This window comes from Microvirga terrae (genome assembly GCF_013307435.2).
GTDB classification, from domain to species: domain Bacteria; phylum Pseudomonadota; class Alphaproteobacteria; order Rhizobiales; family Beijerinckiaceae; genus Microvirga; species Microvirga terrae.
On record NZ_CP102845.1, the window covers coordinates 2,989,202 to 3,006,129 of the forward strand.

At 65.3% G+C, this 16,928-nt stretch carries 13 protein-coding genes; 5 read left to right on the forward strand and 8 right to left on the reverse strand.

Translation table 11 applies throughout. The annotated features are described in order from the left end of the window. Complete coding sequence (locus tag HPT29_RS14045; protein WP_173947289.1) at positions 1-1,041, reverse strand: ABC transporter substrate-binding protein; 1,041 nt, start codon at positions 1,039-1,041, stop codon at positions 1-3. A 188-nt stretch (positions 1,042-1,229) separates the two neighbouring features. Then, entirely contained in the window at positions 1,230-1,916 is a 687-nt protein-coding gene (locus HPT29_RS14050; RefSeq protein ID WP_173947288.1) for a phosphoribosyltransferase, read from the reverse strand. 96 nt (positions 1,917-2,012) lie between these two features. On the opposite strand from HPT29_RS14050, the gene HPT29_RS14055 reads away from it, so the two are divergent. After that, positions 2,013-3,182, forward strand: a complete 1,170-nt coding sequence (locus HPT29_RS14055; protein WP_173947287.1) for a M20 aminoacylase family protein — start codon at positions 2,013-2,015, stop codon at positions 3,180-3,182. Between the two features lie 3 nt (positions 3,183-3,185). On the opposite strand, the gene HPT29_RS14060 is transcribed toward HPT29_RS14055, so the two are convergent. Further along, complete coding sequence (locus HPT29_RS14060) at positions 3,186-5,618, reverse strand: helicase-related protein (RefSeq protein ID WP_173947286.1); 2,433 nt, start codon at positions 5,616-5,618, stop codon at positions 3,186-3,188. A 229-nt stretch (positions 5,619-5,847) separates the two neighbouring features. Further along, positions 5,848-7,881, reverse strand: a complete 2,034-nt coding sequence (locus HPT29_RS14065; RefSeq protein WP_173947285.1) for a prolyl oligopeptidase family serine peptidase — start codon at positions 7,879-7,881, stop codon at positions 5,848-5,850. Between the two features lie 147 nt (positions 7,882-8,028). Here HPT29_RS14065 and HPT29_RS14070 point away from each other — a divergent pair, with 147 nt between their 5' ends. Continuing rightward, entirely contained in the window at positions 8,029-8,403 is a 375-nt protein-coding gene (locus HPT29_RS14070) for a hypothetical protein (protein WP_173947284.1), read from the forward strand. A 34-nt stretch (positions 8,404-8,437) separates the two neighbouring features. On the opposite strand, the gene HPT29_RS14075 is transcribed toward HPT29_RS14070, so the two are convergent. Together HPT29_RS14075 and HPT29_RS14080 are read right to left on the reverse strand one after the other, a co-directional pair. Next, positions 8,438-11,584, reverse strand: coding sequence for an efflux RND transporter permease subunit (locus tag HPT29_RS14075; protein ID WP_173947301.1), 3,147 nt, complete (start codon positions 11,582-11,584; stop codon positions 8,438-8,440). Then, the gene (locus HPT29_RS14080) at positions 11,584-12,792 is read right to left on the reverse strand and encodes an efflux RND transporter periplasmic adaptor subunit (RefSeq protein WP_173947283.1); all 1,209 of its coding nucleotides are present in this window, start codon (positions 12,790-12,792) and stop codon (positions 11,584-11,586) included. Before HPT29_RS14080 ends, HPT29_RS14075 begins: the two co-directional genes overlap by 1 nt. 362 nt (positions 12,793-13,154) lie before the next feature. On the opposite strand from HPT29_RS14080, the gene HPT29_RS14085 reads away from it, so the two are divergent. Together HPT29_RS14085 and HPT29_RS14090 are read left to right on the forward strand one after the other, a co-directional pair. Then, positions 13,155-13,352: a hypothetical protein gene (locus tag HPT29_RS14085; RefSeq protein ID WP_173947282.1), complete on the forward strand. Its 198-nt coding sequence runs from the start codon at positions 13,155-13,157 to the stop codon at positions 13,350-13,352. Between the two features lie 77 nt (positions 13,353-13,429). Continuing rightward, on the forward strand, positions 13,430-14,422 hold the full coding sequence (locus HPT29_RS14090) for a phasin family protein (protein ID WP_173947281.1): 993 nt from the start codon (positions 13,430-13,432) through the stop codon (positions 14,420-14,422). A 67-nt stretch (positions 14,423-14,489) separates the two neighbouring features. On the opposite strand, the gene HPT29_RS14095 is transcribed toward HPT29_RS14090, so the two are convergent. Beyond that, positions 14,490-14,687, reverse strand: a complete 198-nt coding sequence (locus HPT29_RS14095; RefSeq protein ID WP_173947280.1) for a hypothetical protein — start codon at positions 14,685-14,687, stop codon at positions 14,490-14,492. A gap of 257 nt (positions 14,688-14,944) precedes the next feature. Here HPT29_RS14095 and HPT29_RS14100 point away from each other — a divergent pair, with 257 nt between their 5' ends. Next, a complete protein-coding gene (locus HPT29_RS14100; RefSeq protein ID WP_173947279.1) occupies positions 14,945-15,226 on the forward strand; it encodes a hypothetical protein in 282 nt (93 codons plus the stop codon). A gap of 32 nt (positions 15,227-15,258) precedes the next feature. On the opposite strand, the gene HPT29_RS14105 is transcribed toward HPT29_RS14100, so the two are convergent. After that, entirely contained in the window at positions 15,259-16,740 is a 1,482-nt protein-coding gene (locus HPT29_RS14105; RefSeq protein ID WP_173947278.1) for a methyl-accepting chemotaxis protein, read from the reverse strand. Positions 16,741-16,928: the final 188 nt, after the last annotated feature.

Here is a 16,928-nt window from a genome sequence, read left to right on the forward strand (position 1 = left end):
TTATTTCCCGAAGACCTCGCTCCAGGCGTCGAGCCAGTCGCTCTTGGCCGCGTTGAGCTTCTCGTAATCGAGACGCTTCAGCGACGAGATCATCTTCTGGCCATAGGTCCAGCGGGCGGCCTCCTCGGGCTTGAGCTGCACGGCGGTGGCCACCGGAGCATCCACGCCGCGCTCGGCCAGCGTCTGCTGGATCTTGGGATCGAGGATGAAGTTGATGAACTGGTGCGCGAGTTCGGGGTTCGCCGCCCCCTTGGCGATGTTCACCGTGTTGAGGGTGGCGTAGTCGCCCTCCTTCAGCTCGGCCCAGCGCACGGTCGGGACCGCGGCCTGGATCTGGGCGAGGGTGAAGTCCTGGGCCATGGCGACCGAGACCTCCCCGGTGGAGAACAGGTTCACGAGCTCCGAGCCCGTATTGTAGTTCTTGACCACATTGGGCTTCAGCTGCTCGAGAGCCTTGAAGGCCGCGCTCTCGTCCTTGTAAGGATCGACGCCGGCCTTGTTGGCCGCGACGAGAACCGTCATCGGGCCGGCCGTGGTGGTGATGCCCGGCAGGGAGACGCGGCGCTTGAGATCATCGCGCCACAGGTCGTTCCAGGATGTGATCGGGGCCGACACCTTGGCGCTGTCGTAGATGATGCCGACGCGTCCGATGGTATAGGCCGGGCCGTATTTGCCCTGCGGCTCCTTGGCGAGATCGTAGATGCCATTGACGTTGGGGATCTTGGAGCGGTCGACGGGCTGGAACAGCCCCTCCTGGATCCCAAGCTGCGAATAGCTGTCGGTCAGGTAGACGACGTCGACCCCGCTGCCGCCGCGGATCTTGATCTTGTTCAGGCGATCGGCGTTGTTGCCTGTTTCAAAGACCAGTTCGCAGCCACACTGGGCGCGGAACGGCCTGAGAATGATCTCTTCCAGCTTGTCGCCGTTGAAGCCCCACCAGGAAATCGTCAGGGTCTTGTTCTGGGCCACGGCCGGCCCCCCGGCCAGAGCGGTCAGAACAAGAGCCATGCCCGCCAAAGGTTTCTGCCAACGCCCTACCATCTGAGGATCTCCCGGGTTCCACTGTATCACGGCCAAGGGAAAGGGTGCCGATGCCCTTTACGCGGTCGATGACCGCCCTACGGGGTCCACGCATTAACACAACCACGGCCGCTGGAAAGCCCCGCCCGCCGAGGACCCTGCCTACCTTACAGCCATTCTGCTCAAAAAACCTGCAAATCAAAGGCACCCTATTCGGGAGCCCAGGCACCGGCCGCATTCCGCTTCAGGCGCGGGGTCCGGAGCACCCCCACGACCCGGTCCCGCGCTCCGGGAAAGACCGCCGAGACCGGCTCCTTCCACGCGTCCGTCTGAAGCATCGCCGCCCCGATGGCGACCGGTCGGACGCCACAGGTGTCCAGCAGCCGAAGGGCGGCGGCGATCGAGCGACCGCTGCTGATCACGTCGTCGACCAGCAGCACCTGCCGGCTTTCGACCAGCGGCAGCATGCGCGGATCGAGATAGAGGCGCTTCACCTGCTCGGGACTGGTGATGGAGCTCATCGGGACGGAGAGCTCGTCGCGGTACCAGAACTTGCGCGAGGTCCCGAGCGGGACGTAGCGGGCATGCCCCAGCTTTTTCGCCGTGCCGCTCGCCAGCGTCAGTCCGAGGGTCGGCAGTCCGATCACCACCTCCGGGTCGAAGGGTCGGACCAGTTCGGCGAGGCTGGCGCACAGCGCTTCCTCGACGGCGAAGCCGGCCTGGTTGATGATGAGGGACGCCAGCGCGTGCTCTCCGTCGGCCAGCTCGCGGATCGGAAGACGCAACTGGCGCCCGTCCGCGAAATCGGCCGGGAAGAACCCGCGATGCCCGTCGGACGGCGACGGGTCGAATGTTCGAGGCGGATGGATTTCCTGCCAGAAATCGTGCGGCTGCATCGCTCGTCTCGTTCCTCGAATTGTACAGGATGATTGTCGTGGGTGTTCAGCCGCGTTATCGAACGATTCCGGCCGCAAATCCAGGACGACATCGCGATGCCCCGACAGGACCTCATCCAGGCGGATCTCCCGTTCCTGCGCAGTCTCCGCCAGGACCTCCACGCGCATCCGGAGCTGGGTTTTGAAGAGGAGCGCACGAGCGGGATCGTGGCCTCTTTGCTGGAAGAGGCCGGACTTCGCGTGCATCGGGGCCTAGGTAAGACGGGCGTCGTCGGCACCCTGCAGGTCGGCAGCGGCACGCGGACCATCGGCCTGCGCGCCGACATGGACGCGCTGGCCATGCCCGAGCAAGCCGAGCGTCCCTATAGGTCGAAAATTGCCGGAAAGATGCATGCCTGCGGCCATGACGGGCACACGACCCTGTTGCTCGGCGCGGCCCGTCATTTAGCCAAGAACCGCAACTTCTCCGGCACGGTTCACTTCATCTTCCAGCCGGCCGAGGAAGGCCGGGGCGGCGCCAGGAAGATGGTCGAAGATGGTCTGTTCGACCTCTTTCCCTGCGACGCGGTCTACGGCCTGCACAACATGCCGGGTCTGAGCACCGATGAGATGGCCGTCACCCCGGGCCCGCAGCTCGCCTCGTCCGATACATGGCTCGTGACCTTCAAGGGCGTCGGCACTCACGGAGCAAAACCCCATCTCGGCAAGGATCCGATCACGGCGAGCGGCCACTTCCTCTCCGCGCTCCAGACGATCGTCGGCCGCGTGGTCAATCCGCTGGAGCCCGCCGTGGTCAGCGCCTGCTCCGTCAAGGCGGGCGATCCGCGGGCGCTCAACGTCATCCCGGACGTGGCGGAGATCGGCGGAACGGCGCGAGCCTATTCCGCACAGGTGCGCGACCAGCTCGAAACGGAGATCGAGCGTCTGGCGCGCGGTGTCGCGGTGACGTTCGGGATCGAGGTTTCGTACGAATTCCGCCGCCGCATCCCGCCGGTCATCAACCATGCCGATGCTACGGCCCGCGCGCTCAAGGCGGCGCGGGCCGTATGTGGGGCCAAGGTCCTGACGGATTTCGAGCCCTCGACCGCAGGCGACGACTTCGCGTTCTTCGGCGCGGCCGCGCCGGGAGCCTATGTCTGGCTCGGCAACGGGCCTGCCGTCGACGGAGCCCTGCACCACAACACGGCTTACGACTTCAACGACGAAGCCATTCCGACCGGCGTCGCCTTCTGGGTCGCTCTCGTGGAGCAGGAACTGGCGGCTTGAGGCCTACCGCCCCCTGACGAGATAGGACTCCGCCTCGCCGGCCGGAGCCTCGTCCCGGCCGCGGCGCCTGTTCTTCTGCCGTCGGGGCTTCGCGCTCCGGTCGCGCCGTGCCTTCTCGTCGGGTTTGCGGCGGTGCGAGACGGAGGTCGCGACGAGCTTCTCCTCGATCTTCGCATTGAGGCTCGCGCGCAGGTCGACGACTGCCTCGACATCGTCGAAGACCTGCGGGTAGCGCTGCGCAAGCCACAGCCAGCTGGTGGCGATCTTCACCCTGGCTTCCAGCTTGAGAAGATCCGTGTTCACGCCGAAATCGGGAGCCTGGACCCTGCCGTACACCGCATGTTGCCGTGCCCAGTCGAGAAGGAGCTCGACCGCCAAGCGCTCGCGACCGTCGACCGGCGCCATGGAGTAGGACAGGCGGTCGAGGATCGGCAGGTCGACCGTATCGAGGAGCGACGCCAGTTCGATCATCTCGTCCATGTCAGCCATGCGCAGATCCGGATGACCTGCGACAAGGTTGTCGTTCAGGTGGCGCAGCACGCGGCCGAGGCGGTCGGTCTGCAAGACTTCGCTTGCAGACAACACCGTCTCCTGGTTCGGACGGACGAACGCCTTGCCACGCAGCTTCGCGGCATCGCCGTTCAGAGCGTTGCGGATGGCGGTCTCGACCTGCGCATAGGCTCCGACCTCCGGCAGCGCCGTCACCAAGCCTTCGTCGTGGTGACCAAACCGCCCCGCCCGGCCTGCGATCTGCTTGATCTCCATGGCGTTGAGCTGCCGCTCCCGCACGCCGTCGAACTTGCGCAGCGTCGAGAACACGACTCTCCTCAGCGGACCGATGTTCAGCCCCATCCCGATCGCGTCGGTTGCGACGAGGACTTCCGCCTCTCCATTGCGGAACCGCGCAGCCTCCGCGCGGCGAACCTCCGGGCCCAGCGCGCCATAGACGGTGGCGACTGTGCGACCGGCCGCGACCAGGCGCGTGCGCAAATCGTGCACGTCGCGGCGGGTGAAGGCCACAACGGCGTCGCCCCGCATCAGCTTGTTGAGATTGGCCGGAACGCCCTCGACGCGCAGCTTGCCCTTGCGCTTGAGGATCTTCACCTCCAGCGGCTCGCCGGTCATGGCCAGCAGATGCTCCACGAGCGGGATTGCTTCGGGGGCGCCGGTCAGAACCACGAGCTTCGCCGGCGCTCCGACCATCGCCTGGGTCCACGCCCAGCCGCGGCTCGGGTCGCCGAGCATCTGGACCTCGTCGATCACGCATACGTCGACGACGCGGTGCAGATCCAGGGTCTCGATCGTTCGGGCGATATGCGTCGCGCCCTCGGGCAGCACACGCTCCTCGCCGGTGATCATGCCGGCCGCGAAGCCCTGCTCGCTCAGGCGCTCGTAGTGCTCGAGGGCGAGGAGCCGCAGGGGCGACAGGATCTCGGCGGTCTGCGCCTCGCCGGCGAGCCTGAGAGCCTCATGAGTCTTGCCCGAATTGGTCGGCCCTGCCAGGAACAGGAAACGGCGGTCCAAGGACCGCGCTACGGGAAAGATCGCCGCGTAGCTCTCATAGCCCGAGGCTTCCCGGATCTGCGCCTCGCGCAGGTGCCGCAGGCGCCGGGCGGTGGCCTTCGAGCGGAAATCGTCGAGCTTTTGCCGAAGCTTGCGCCCGGCTCCTGCGGGACCGCCCTTGTCCGAGGCATGGACCCGGTCGAGCTTTTCGAGCGCCGAGCGGATGCCGTCAAGGATCGCCGTCCGCTCGTTCGCATCCTCGTAAGCATCGAGATAGGTCTCGAGTTCGTCGCGCCAGCCGGCCAGCTCCTGCTCGCAGGCCGCAAAGGTTGCGTCCCGGAGCTCGATCAGACGAGCCTCGAGCGCCTCGGACGCGGCCGCGAGCTCGGTCCGCTCGACGCGCGCCGGCGCGAGCACGACGGCCGCGACCTCGACAGGCTCTGCGAACGCGTACTCGACCGCGATGTCGACGGGAGCGCCGTCCGGAAGGATCTGCATGGGCCAGCTGAACACCGCCCGGTATCCCGCAAAGATCCGCTCCGGCTTCCAGCGTCCGCTCTCGATCCGGCGAATGTCTTCGGCGAGATAGATCCCGGTGTTCTTCCGGACCGGCGCGAGAATGCTTTGCCGGCGGCGATGCGCGGCTTCATCCACGGGTTGGGAACTGTCGTCGGCCTTCCGGCCGGCAGGACCATTGCGCTCAGGCGTCTCGCCTCCTTGCGCGCGCCATGCCGGAACCTCGGCCGCCAGGGCGGCGACGGTGTCCGGGTCGAACATGGGGGCCTCGAAGCTGCGTCCGCGCTTCTGGAAGGTCCGGCGCTCGGTCACGGGGATCAGACCGGCGTCGATCCAGCGCTCGCATTCGGCCGCGCTGGCGAGCAGGATCCCGGGCAGGTGATTGAGACTGACGAGATGTTTCGACTTCTTGGACATTCGGACTTTCGCTGACTGGAGCAGCCCAGGCGGGCCCGCCCCGGCCCATTTCAGGAGCGCCTCACGACGGATCGGTTTCACACCGGTTTCAACACCCGAAAGGCGCAGATGTTTGCGAGGAAGAACTTTCGGCCTGGCCGAGGATCATACCCTTGTGCCGCGGGAGGTGATCTAAAGCATTGGGCGGCCGAATCTTTCTCCCTTTATGTGTCGATGGACCGGGCAGATATCAAGGGATGAGCGTCTTCTTGAGGAAAGACAATCCCAGGGCGGTCAGAAAAGCTGCCTGCTCCTTGTTGGCGGCACCGTGGCCACCATCGTCGGGCTCGTAGAAGAGCACGGGCTGCTCCATGGCTTCGAGCTTGGCCGCCATCTTGCGGGCGTGGCCCGGATGGACCCGGTCGTCCCGCCTCGACGTCACCAGAAGCACGGGCGGGTAGGCCTGGCCCTCCTGGAGGTTCTGATAGGCCGAGAAACCTGCCATGTAAGCCCAGTCCTCGGGACTGTCCGGGTCGCCATATTCGGCCACCCAGCTCGGGCCCGCCAGCAGGCGGGTATAGCGCTGCATGTCGAGGAGCGGCACGGTGCACCAGATCGCCCCGAACAGCTCCGGGTAACGGGTCAGCATGTTGCCGACCAGGAGGCCCCCATTCGAGCCGCCATAGGCTGCAAGCTGCCTTGTCGAGGTAACGCCACGCCCGACGAGATCCCGGGCGATGGCGGCAAAATCATCGTGGGACAGGCGCTTGCCCTCACGCATGCCCGCCTTGTGCCAGGCGGCCCCGAACTCGCCGCCGCCCCGGATGTTGGCGACCACCCAGACATAGCCGCGCTCCAGCCAGGTCTTGCCAATCCCGCCAAGATAGCCGGGCGTCAGGGAAACCGAGAAGCCGCCATAGCCGTAGAGCACGGTCGGCCGCTGGCCGCCCTGCTCCTTCGGGCCGATCTGGTAATAGGGAATGCGCTCGCCGTCCACGGAAGCCGCCTCGTGCCGGGTCACCTCCAGGCGCGAGGCATCGAAGGCGGGCGGCGTTTCCTTCAGAACCTCGATCCGTTTGTCCTCGGTCACGAGGGCCAGCTTCGTGGGCTCGACGAAGCTCGAGACCGAGAGCAGGAACTCATCCGTCCGCTCAAGCTGGCTCGCATCGAGCGCCATGGCGTGAACGGCCGCTGTCTCCGGCAGGCCGGCCAGCCGCTCCATCTGCCAGGACGTCCCCGGCGTCGCCAGCCAGATCTGGCTGGCCAAATTGTCGAGCACCGTCAGCACGAGGCGGGACCTGGTCCACCAGAACCCGGACAGGACCCGCCTCGGGCCAGGCTCGAACAGCATCTCAAAGCGACGATCCCCTGCCATGAACCGGGCGAAGCTGATCGCCAGAAGCGCGTCGGCCGGATAGGTGCAGTCCGGCAGGGCCCAGTCGCTTTTCAGCCTCACGAGCAGCCAGTCCTTCTCCACGTCGAACCGGGCGTCGCGCGGGAGATCGATGAGCAGCGCATCGCCCTGCTCCTGGGCCAGGTAGCTGATCCCCTCCTCGAAGGTGATCTGGCGCCGGTAGAAGATTCTCTCATAGCCCGGCTCGAGATCGACGGATGCGGAGATGTAGATGTCGTTGAACTCGCCCTGAAACAGCAGTGGAGATTGGTGGAAGTCGGTGCCGCGCTGCCATAGCCGCACCGTCCGTGGGTAACCTGAAGCGGTCGCGGCATTGTCGCCGAGGGTCGTGGACACCAGCAATTGATCCCTGTCGAGCCATGTCGCCCCGCCCTTGGCTTCGGGAAGCGCGAAACCATCGTCCACGAAGCGCTTCTCGACGAGGTCGAACTCGCGCACCACGGCCGCATCGGCTCCCCCGCGGGAGAGGCTGACCAGGCCGTAGCGCTGCTCCGGCTGGAGCGTCCCGCACCCTTTCCAGACCCAGTCCGCCCCTTCGTCTTTCGCCAGTGCATCGATGTCGAGCACCGTCTCCCAGGACGGATCCGAGGTGCGATAGCTTTCCATCGGCGTCCGCCGCCACAGGCCGCGCACGTGGTTCATGTCCTGCCAGAAATTGTACAGGAGGCCTTGCCTTCTCGTAATGAACGGAATGTTGTCGGGGCGTGTGGAGATCTCGTAGAGCGCCTGTTTGTCGGCCTGGAAGCCTGCATCGCACAAGGCGGCCTTCGTCATCTCGTTGTGCGCCCGCACCCAGGAGAGCGCCTCATCGCCCTCCACGTCCTCCAGCCAGAGATAGGGATCGGTTTGCTCCTGCATCCGTTCGGCCATGATCGTGCTTTCCGTTCAGGTTGTTGCATTTCGGCGGGCGAGAATCGGTTCGATGGATTATTGGGCACCCCGGGTCCTGGGCAACATGTCGCCGAGAACCGAACCCATCACCATCCGTTGACGATGATTGCATCTGAAGGGGCCGACATGGATCCGTTCGTATCCGCACTCGAAGAACTCTCCGACGCCCTCTTGGCGGGAGAGGATCCGGAGGAGGTCCTTCCCGAGATCGCCGAGGAGCATGGCGTGCCCCTCCCGGCCCTGCGCAACCGGGCCCTGCGGGCGCTGGGCCCGCTCGAGACCTACAAGCAGCGTCAGGCGGAGTTGAAGAAGGAGCGGGACCAGACAGCGCGGCGCCGCGATCCAGTATTTGCGGGTGCGTCCTTCCTGGCCGCGGTGGCGAGCCTCAGCCCCAGGCTCTCGACGGATGAGAGGCAGGCCGAGATTGCGCGCCTGGCTGCCGAGTACGATGTGGACCCGGCCGCGCACAAGGAGGCGATCGAACGCCTGCGCAAGCGCTGAGCCCCGCCACACCCGCCGTTCTCGCCGCCGCAGACTAAACCTCTTTCGCCGGCACGTACTCTGGCACGACCGGCGTCGCCTCTCTTCCAGTACGCCTGCGCTCCCGCGTTACCAGGCGGAAGAACAGCGGCACGAAGAGGACGGCCAGGAAGGTTGCGGCGAGCATGCCGCCGATGACGCCGGTGCCCACCGAGTGGCGGCTCGCCGAGCCTGCGCCCGTCGAGATCGCGAGCGGCACGACGCCGAGGATGAAGGCGAGCGAGGTCATCACGATGGGGCGGAAGCGGAGGCGGGCCGCATCCAGGGCGGCGTCATAGGCCGTTTCCCCTGCCCTATAGCGCTCGGCCGCGAACTCGACGATCAGGATCGCGTTCTTGGCCGCAAGGCCAATCAGGGTGACGAGCCCCACCTGGAAGTAGATGTCATTCTCGATCCCGCGCAGCCAGATCGCCAGGACGGCGCCGAAAACCGCGAAGGGCACGGCCGTGATGACGGCGAACGGCAGCGACCAGCGCTCGTACTGGGCGGCCAGGATGAGGAAGACCATCACGAGGCCCAGGAGGAACCCCTGGGAACCAGTGCCGGCCGATTGCAGCTCCTGATAGGCCGACCCCGTCCAGCCGATGGAGTAGTCGGACGGCAGGGTCTGGGCGACGATCTGCTCCATGGCCGCGATGGCTTGTCCCGACGAGTAGCCCGGCGCCGGATTGCCTTGAATCTTCGCGGCCGGGAAAACATTGAACCGGTCGACCACGTCGGGCCCCACGATGCGGACGGTCGTGAGGAGCACGTTGAGAGGCACCATGGTGCCGTTGTCCGACCGGACGAACACGTGCCGCAGATCGTCGGGCGATTGCCGGAACTCGGCCTCCGACGAGAGACTGACCCTGTAGGTGCGCCCGAACAGGCTGAAATCGTTGACGTAGAGGCTGCCGAACGTGCTCTGCATCGTGTCGAAGATCGCCGAGATCGGCACCCCGAGGGCTTTCGCCTTGTCGCGGTCCACGTCGATCCGATACTGCGGCACGCCGGTGCTGAAGGTCGTGGAAACGCCCGTCACCTCGGGGCGCTGCCCGGCCGCCTGGATGACGCGCTGCGCCGCCTGCGCGAGGTTGTCCAGGCTCCCGCCGGAGCGATCCTGGAGATAGAACTCGAAGCCGCCGGTCGTGCTCAGCCCCTGGATCGGCGGCGGGTTGAACCCGATGGCGACGCCGTCGCGGAAGTTCGCGTTGAGGGCTGCAAACGAAGGGGCGAGATTACGGGCGTCGAGCCGGGGGTCGGTGCGCTCGGACCAGTCCTTCAGCGACACGAAGGAGACGCCGGCATTGGTCTTCTGCGCGCCGGACAGGAGATCGAACCCCGCCAGGGTCACCACATCGGCCACGGCGGGGTTCCGCATGACCCCTTCGGTCACCTTTCCGGTCACCGCAAGGGTGCGGTCGAGCGATGCCGCAGGCGGCAGCGAGGTCACGACGAAAACCGACCCGAGATCCTCTGCCGGGACCAAGCCGCCCGGCACCCGCTCGAACAGCCACCAGGTCGCGCCGAGCATGACCGCGATGATAACCGATCCGGCCACGGCGTGGCGCAGGAAGAAGGCCGTGCCGGCCGTGAAGGTGCGCGTCACCCGGTCGAAGCCCCGATTGAAGATCCGGAACGGGAGCCAGGGCTCCCGATGCCCTTCCTTGAGCAAGAGGGCACACAGAGCCGGCGTGAGCGTCAGTGCGACGATGCCGGAAATCACCACCGACACCGCGATGGTCACGGCGAACTGGCGGTAGAGCTCCCCGGCGAGGCCGCCGAGAAAGGACACAGGGATGAAGACCGCGCACAGCACGAGCACCACGGCGATCACCGGGCCGCTCACCTCCTGCATGGCCTGGATCGCGGCCTCGCGGGGAGGCTTACGCTCCGTCGTCATGATGCGCTCGACGTTCTCCAGCACGATGATCGCATCGTCGACCACGATGCCGATAGCCAGGATCATGCCGAACAGGGTGAGCAGATTGATCGAAAAGCCGAGAAGATACATGCCTCCGAACGTGCCGATGATCGATACCGGAACGGCGAGCAGCGGGATCAGCGTCGCGCGCCAGTTCTGCAGGAAGAGGAAGACCACGAGCACGACCAGAACGATCGCCTCGATGAAGGTCCTGACCACCTCCTCGATGGAGACCTCGATGAACCGTGTGGTGTTGAACGGCACATCGTAGCGCAGCCCCTCCGGAAAGCGCTGCGCCAGTCGGTCCATCGTGGCGGCAACGGCGTTCGACACCTCCAGGGCGTTGGCATCGGGCTGAAGGTAGATGCCGATCGGAACGGTCGGGGCTCCATTGAGCGATGCGACTGTCGAATAGTTCTGGGACCCGAGCTCGACCCTGGCCACATCCCTCAGGCGCAGCGCTCCGCCGTTCTCGTCCGAGCGCAGGATGATCTGCTCGAACTCGCGTGGGTCGGCCAAGCGCCCTTGGGTCGTGACCGAGTAGGTGAAGGCCTGCTGGCCGGGACTCGGCTCCTCGCCGAATCGCCCCGCGGCAAACTGGGCGTTCTGGTCGCGGATGGCGGCGGCGATGTCGCTCGGTGTCAGGTTGTATTGGGCGACCTTGTCGGGCTTCAGCCAGATCCGCATGGAGTAATCGGAGGCGCCGAAGAGCGAGGCATCGCCCACCCCCGGGGTGCGCCTCAGCTCGTCGATGATGTTCACCAGCGCATAATTGGAGATGTAGATCGTGTCGTAGCGCCGATCCGGCGACGACAGCGCCACGATCTGGAGGATGGAGGACGACCGCTTGGTCACCGTCACACCCTGGCGGCGCACTTCCTCGGGAAGAACCGCGGTCGCCCGCTGGACGCGGTTGTTGACGTTGATCGTCGCCTGATCGGCATCGATGCCGGTCTGGAAGAACACCGACAGGCTCATGGTCCCCGAGCCGGTCGACGTCGATTGCATGTAGATCATGTCCTCGACGCCGTTGACCTGCTGCTCGAGCGGGGCCGCAACCGTTTCAGCGATGGTTTGAGCGCTGGCGCCCGGATAGGTGGCGGAGACGACGACCTGCGGGGGAACGATCTCGGGGTACTGGGCGACCGGCAGCACCCGCATGGCGATCAGGCCGACGAGCACGATCACGATCGACAGGACGGAGGCGAAGATGGGCCGGTCGATGAAGAATTTGGAGATCATGGCCGGGCTCCGGACGGCTGTCCGTTGGCCGTCCCGGTTGTCTGCGCGGCCTGCGGGTCGATCGGCACCGGCCGGACGGCTTGGCCCGGCCGCACCCGGATGACGCCGTCGACCACAACCCGCTCACCGCCCTTCAGGCCGGACTGGACAACCCACCCCTCGGCCACTTCCGGTCCCAGCCGGACCGGCACCGCCTGTGCGACGTCGTTCGCTCCGACCACGTAGATCGACGGCCCCTGGGGCCCTTGGCTCACGGCCTGTCGGGGCACGACGATAGCCTCGGGCAACGTGATGCCGATCAGGCGAACCCGTACGAACTGGCCCGGCAGCAGGGCGCCGTCCGGATTCGGGAAGATCACCCGCGCCTGGATCGTCCCGGTCTGCGGGTCGACCCGCTGGGCGGCGGTGTCGATCCTGCCGGTTTGCGGGTAGCCGGCCCCCTGGCTGAACTGCAGCTCAACCTTAAGGTCTTTCTCGGAAATGGGTTTCTCCCGCCGCTCGTTTAGGGCGCGAAACTCCCGCCCCTCCTCGTCCGTGAAAGAGAAGTTCACATAGGCCGGGTCGAGCTGGGAAATGGTCGTCAGAAGCGTCTGTTGGGCTTGGATGAGGGCTCCCACGGGAGGTGATTCCAGGGCGGTGATTCCGGCCGCGGGCGCCGTGACGGTGGTGTAACCGAGGTTCAGCCGCGCATTCTGGACCTCGGCCTCGGCGAGTTGCACGCCGGCGCGGGCCTGGTCGCGCTGGGAGCGCGCCTCCTCGAGCTGCACGTCCGTCGACACGCCGCGCCGGGCCAGCGGCTCGATGCGGTTGAAGTTCTCCTCGGCTTGGCGCAAGGCCGCCTGGGCCTGCAGCAACTGCGCCTCCGCACGGCTCAGGGCCACCTGATAGCTCGCCGGATCGATTCGGAAGAGCACCTGATCCTGCTCGACGGGCGCCCCCTCGTCGAACTCCCGCTTGAGCAGGAGACCGCCGACACGCGGGCGCACCTCGACGTCGCGGAAGCCCGCCACGCGACCGGCGAAGACGACGGGAAACGGCACTTCCGCCGGCTGGGCGACGATGACGCCGACTTGGGGTGGAGGCTGGGTCGGCGCCCCGGAGGCCTGCATCCGCGCGGCATTCTCCGGCGAGCGGCTCATGTAGAGATAGACGCCACCGGCCAGCGCCAAGCCTAACACGGCAATGAGAAGGATGCGCCTGACCAATGTGCCCTCCAGACCTCGGTACGAACTGCCCCGATTGGACGCGTTGACCTTGAGCGATTCATCAAAGGCGAGCGGCAGGCCGCAGATCTCCGACCCTAGGCATGAACATCTGGGTGATGCCTGGGTTCCGCGACGGACCGGCCGGCTTCCGGCACCCGGCCCAAGGACACCTGCGGCACTTTAACTTGTGTTAACAAAATCTTTCCTTGTGTCGGGTTCCTGACAGACGAACAGCGATGCTTCGGTATCATCCGCGGCAAACACGACAACGAACAAGTCACCGGGGGCACAATCATGGCCATCCGTACGCCGTCCGCTCCTTCATCGAAGGCGGTGGGCTGCGCCGGACCATGGAGTGCTTGATGAAGAGCAAGAAACGAAAGCCCGTTACCTCCGAGGTCCGGCGCACAGCCAGGCTCGAGCGTGAGCTCAAGGCCGTGGAAGCGCAGATCGCCCTGCTGGAGAAAGACACCCGTCTCGATCTCGCCACACAGGATCATTTTGTCCTATGGAGGCGTCCGAACCTTTTTGCTCCCTGGCCATTGGGGCTGCAGCACTAGTTGAAAACCCACACCCACCATGGAGCCGCCTGCGCCAAGCGCAGGATCATGTCTCATTGGAACCTGGAGAGCGGATCATGAACACGCGTAAAATCACTCAGGCCCCACCCGACAGGGCACGGGATCTCTTTGAAAAACTTCTGGCGACGTCGGACAACGCGGTCAAAACCCGTGAGCGTCTGTTCTCGGAGCTCCAGGAGGAGCTGACTCTTCTGGCGACCCTGCAGGAGCAGCATCTCCTGCCGGTTCTGCGCCGGCACGGAATGGAAGACCTCGCCCGCCAGGCTCTCGGCGATCATGAGGAAACCACCGCACTTCTGACCGATCTCGAGCACATGCCGAAGAACAACGGCGATTTCCTCGCCAAGGTAGCCGAGCTGAGAAGGGTGTTCCAGCAGCATATCCGTGACGACAGAAAGGAGCTTCTGCCTGCAGTGCTCAAGGTACTGAGCGACGACGAGGCCGAAGCGGTCGCCGAGAAGGTGGAGGACGACATGGTGGCATTCGATGAAAGCAAGCGCTCCGAGGCGCGCCGCCTCCGCGAGCCGGTCGAGACGGTTCAGCGCGTCACCGAGGATCTCGCCGAGAGCGTGCGAGCCGGGACCGAGGGTGCCCAAAGCATCGCCAAGTCGATGCAGCAGGTCGTCGAGAACAGCTTCGGGTTGTTTTCCGAGCTCGCCCGCCGCTCGACGGGCCAAGCCATGCAGATGTTCGGTCGTTCCGATGGGGAGGCACGCGGCCTCGCGGCACAGGATTCCGGCGGCACGACGGGCGCGGTCCAGCCGAACGCGGTTCTCGTGCGCGGCTTTCAGGACGTGTCGCGGGAGTGGTTCGAACTCAGCCAGAAGCGGCTGCAGACGAATCTCGACGGGCTGAATGCCCTCGCCCGCTGCCGCTCCCTGAACGACTTCGTGACGGTTCAAAGCTCTCTCATCCGGGACAATCTGGAGCAGACCGTCGACAACAGCCGCCGCATGGCGGAACTCACGATGCAGCTGACCGACGAGGCCGCCCGCAACGCCACGGTCGAGGTGAAGCAACTCGCGGAACGGGTCGGCCGGGCGGCCTGACCTCCGGACGCAATGACGCCCCCGGCCAAGAGCCGGGGGCGCCACTGGCGTCCTGCGCCAAGAGAGTTCAGAGCTGCTTGTCGGACCGGTCGAGGGCTGCCGTCCAGCGATGCGGCCAAAAGGCCAGGACAGCAACCACGAAGGTCAGCAGGAGGAGGGCCACCATCATCTGGGCCACTCCGAAGATCGGGGCGTCCTTGGCGACAAACCAGCTCGTGACGACGCCGGCGGCAACCATCAATATCCGGACGATCCAGCTGATCATGTGTGCCTCCACGGCCCGCACGGACCAAGACAGTTTCTCCAGACTAACCGTCAATCCGTTTGGCATTATGGCAGGTATCCCGCTTCCGCGTTCGACCGGATCGAGGCCGATCCGGCCAAGGCACGACAGCCTGAAGGAAAGCACGCGGAGGCAATTCTGTAGCGCCAAGCTGCCCCATCCCGACCAAAGTCGTGGCGCTAACTTAGGTTAACTCCCCGCAGGAATCGCAGGCTTCAAGAACACCGTCGGAGGAAGCCATGGCCAGTGCTGTCGGACGTGCCCGTTTCGAGAGTGTGTCGCACAGGAGCGGGTTCTACGCGCCCGATCTTCTCCCACGGCTGCAAGCAGTTCTCGCGGACCTCGCGGATCTCGACTTCGCCTACGAGAAACGCCTCGATGCCGTCAGGCAGAGTTCCGAGGACGAAGGCCGCAAGAGCGCGATGATCGCGAGCCTCCGGCATGAGCACCGGGAGCGGCGAGCCCCCTTTGTCCGGGAACTCACGGCGCTCAAGGAGCAGATCGAGGCGACCTTCGCCTGACGGGACCAGGACCCCGGTCGCGGCGGCTTCCCCTAACGGGCAAGCACCTGCGCGGCCTTCTTCGTCGTGTCGACAGCCTCCGATACCCGTCCGACCGCTGCCGATATGGCCCCGATGCTGCCGGCGATGCGCGTCACGGCGTGGGACGCATCCTGCATGTTCGACGACATCTCCTGCGTGACGGCGCTCTGCTCCTCGACAGCGGTGGCTGCGCCAACTACGTGGGCCCGCATGGTTTCGATGGATCCGCGAATTTTCGCGAGCGCCTCGACCACTCCGCTCGACACGTTCCGGACCCCGTCGATCTCCGTGGAGATCTGCTCGGTTGCTCGGGCCGCCTGGGAGGCCAAATTTTTCACCTCGCTTGCAACCACCGCGAAGCCGCGACCTGCCTCGCCGGCTCGGGCGGACTCGATCGTCGCATTCAGGGCCAGCAGGTTGATCTGACCCGCGATGCTCTGAATAAGGCCGATGATGCCTCCCATCGCCTCCGCGGTGGCGGAGAGTTTATTCGTATATTCGTTCGCGCTTTCCGCTTCGGCAAAGGCGATGTCGGTCGCTGCGCGGGAGGTCGCCATGCTCTGGGCAATCTCGCGAACCGAGGCGGCCAGTTCCTCCGACGCGGAGGCCATCATCTGGACATTGCTGGAGGTCGCGGTCGCCGCTTGGCCGGCGGAGATCGCCTCCTGAGAGGATTGGCCGACGGCCACATCGATGTCGCCGAAATTGGTCTCGATCATGCCCCTGAGACTGATCAGAAGTCCGACCTGCTGGGTCACGTCGGTCGCATATTTCACGACCTTGTATGGGCGTCCGCTGGCGTCCAGGATCGGGTTGTAGCTCGCCTCGATCCAGATCTCCCGCCCGCCTTTCCCGATCCGCTTGTACTGGGCCGCCTGAAACTCGCCGCGCTTGAGCCGGCGCCAGAATTCCAGGTATTCCGGACTGGTCCTCTGTCCCGGCTCGACGAACATGCTGTGGTGCCGTCCCTGGATTTCGGAAAGAGTGTACCCGACGGCTGCGAGGAAGTTGTCATTCGCGTCGAGGATGTTTCCATCGAGATCGAACGAGATCACGGCCTGAGACTTCCCGATCGCCTCGACCTGCCCCTTCAGATCGGCCTGCTCGTCCATCTGTTGTGTGATGTCGGTCGCGAACTTGACGATCTTGAAGGGCCTTCCGTCTCGCCCGAGCAGCGGATTGTAACTTGCCTCGATCCAGACCTCCCGGCCGCCCTTGCCGAGGCGCCTGTACCGCGCCGCCTGATACTCGCCGGCTCTGAGCCTGCGCCAGAACTCAACGTAATCTGCCGTCTCGCGGTAGGCAGGCTCGACGAACATGCTGTGATGCCGCCCCTGGATTTCCGCGAGGGAGTAGCCGACAGTGCAAAGAAAATTCTCGTTGGCGGTCACGATGGTACCGTCAAGATTAAATTCAATAATCGCTTGCGCTCTGTCGAGAGCTGCAAGTCTTGCTTCCGCTTCGGATCGCGCTAGAGACAAAATGCCCAACATGGATCGACTCCGATACGCAACACCAAAATAAAGCTCGCCGCAACACTGCGACCGTTGCTGTCATCAAGGGTGCGGAGAAAATGATAACGACCGGTAAGCGCGGGCCTAAGTAATTCCACTTAGACTGACGCCATGCTCCCGGTTGTTTGCAGATTCGCCGTCGCGAACACTTCTGCCCATGTCGCGCG

What these genes read in the sequence shown, in the direction of transcription:
- HPT29_RS14055 (WP_173947287.1), top strand. Translation starts at nt 2,013, where the DNA reads ATGCCCCGACAGGACCTCATCCAGGCGGATCTCCCGTTCCTGCGCAGT.
- HPT29_RS14095 (WP_173947280.1), bottom strand. Translation starts at nt 14,687, where the DNA reads ATGATCAGCTGGATCGTCCGGATATTGATGGTTGCCGCCGGCGTCGTC.
- HPT29_RS14045 (WP_173947289.1), bottom strand. Translation starts at nt 1,041, where the DNA reads ATGGTAGGGCGTTGGCAGAAACCTTTGGCGGGCATGGCTCTTGTTCTG.
- HPT29_RS14065 (WP_173947285.1), bottom strand. Translation starts at nt 7,881, where the DNA reads ATGGCCGAACGGATGCAGGAGCAAACCGATCCCTATCTCTGGCTGGAG.
- HPT29_RS14090 (WP_173947281.1), top strand. Translation starts at nt 13,430, where the DNA reads ATGAACACGCGTAAAATCACTCAGGCCCCACCCGACAGGGCACGGGAT.
- HPT29_RS14100 (WP_173947279.1), top strand. Translation starts at nt 14,945, where the DNA reads ATGGCCAGTGCTGTCGGACGTGCCCGTTTCGAGAGTGTGTCGCACAGG.
- HPT29_RS14050 (WP_173947288.1), bottom strand. Translation starts at nt 1,916, where the DNA reads ATGCAGCCGCACGATTTCTGGCAGGAAATCCATCCGCCTCGAACATTC.
- HPT29_RS14105 (WP_173947278.1), bottom strand. Translation starts at nt 16,740, where the DNA reads ATGTTGGGCATTTTGTCTCTAGCGCGATCCGAAGCGGAAGCAAGACTT.
- HPT29_RS14060 (WP_173947286.1), bottom strand. Translation starts at nt 5,618, where the DNA reads ATGTCCAAGAAGTCGAAACATCTCGTCAGTCTCAATCACCTGCCCGGG.
- HPT29_RS14070 (WP_173947284.1), top strand. Translation starts at nt 8,029, where the DNA reads ATGGATCCGTTCGTATCCGCACTCGAAGAACTCTCCGACGCCCTCTTG.
- HPT29_RS14085 (WP_173947282.1), top strand. Translation starts at nt 13,155, where the DNA reads ATGAAGAGCAAGAAACGAAAGCCCGTTACCTCCGAGGTCCGGCGCACA.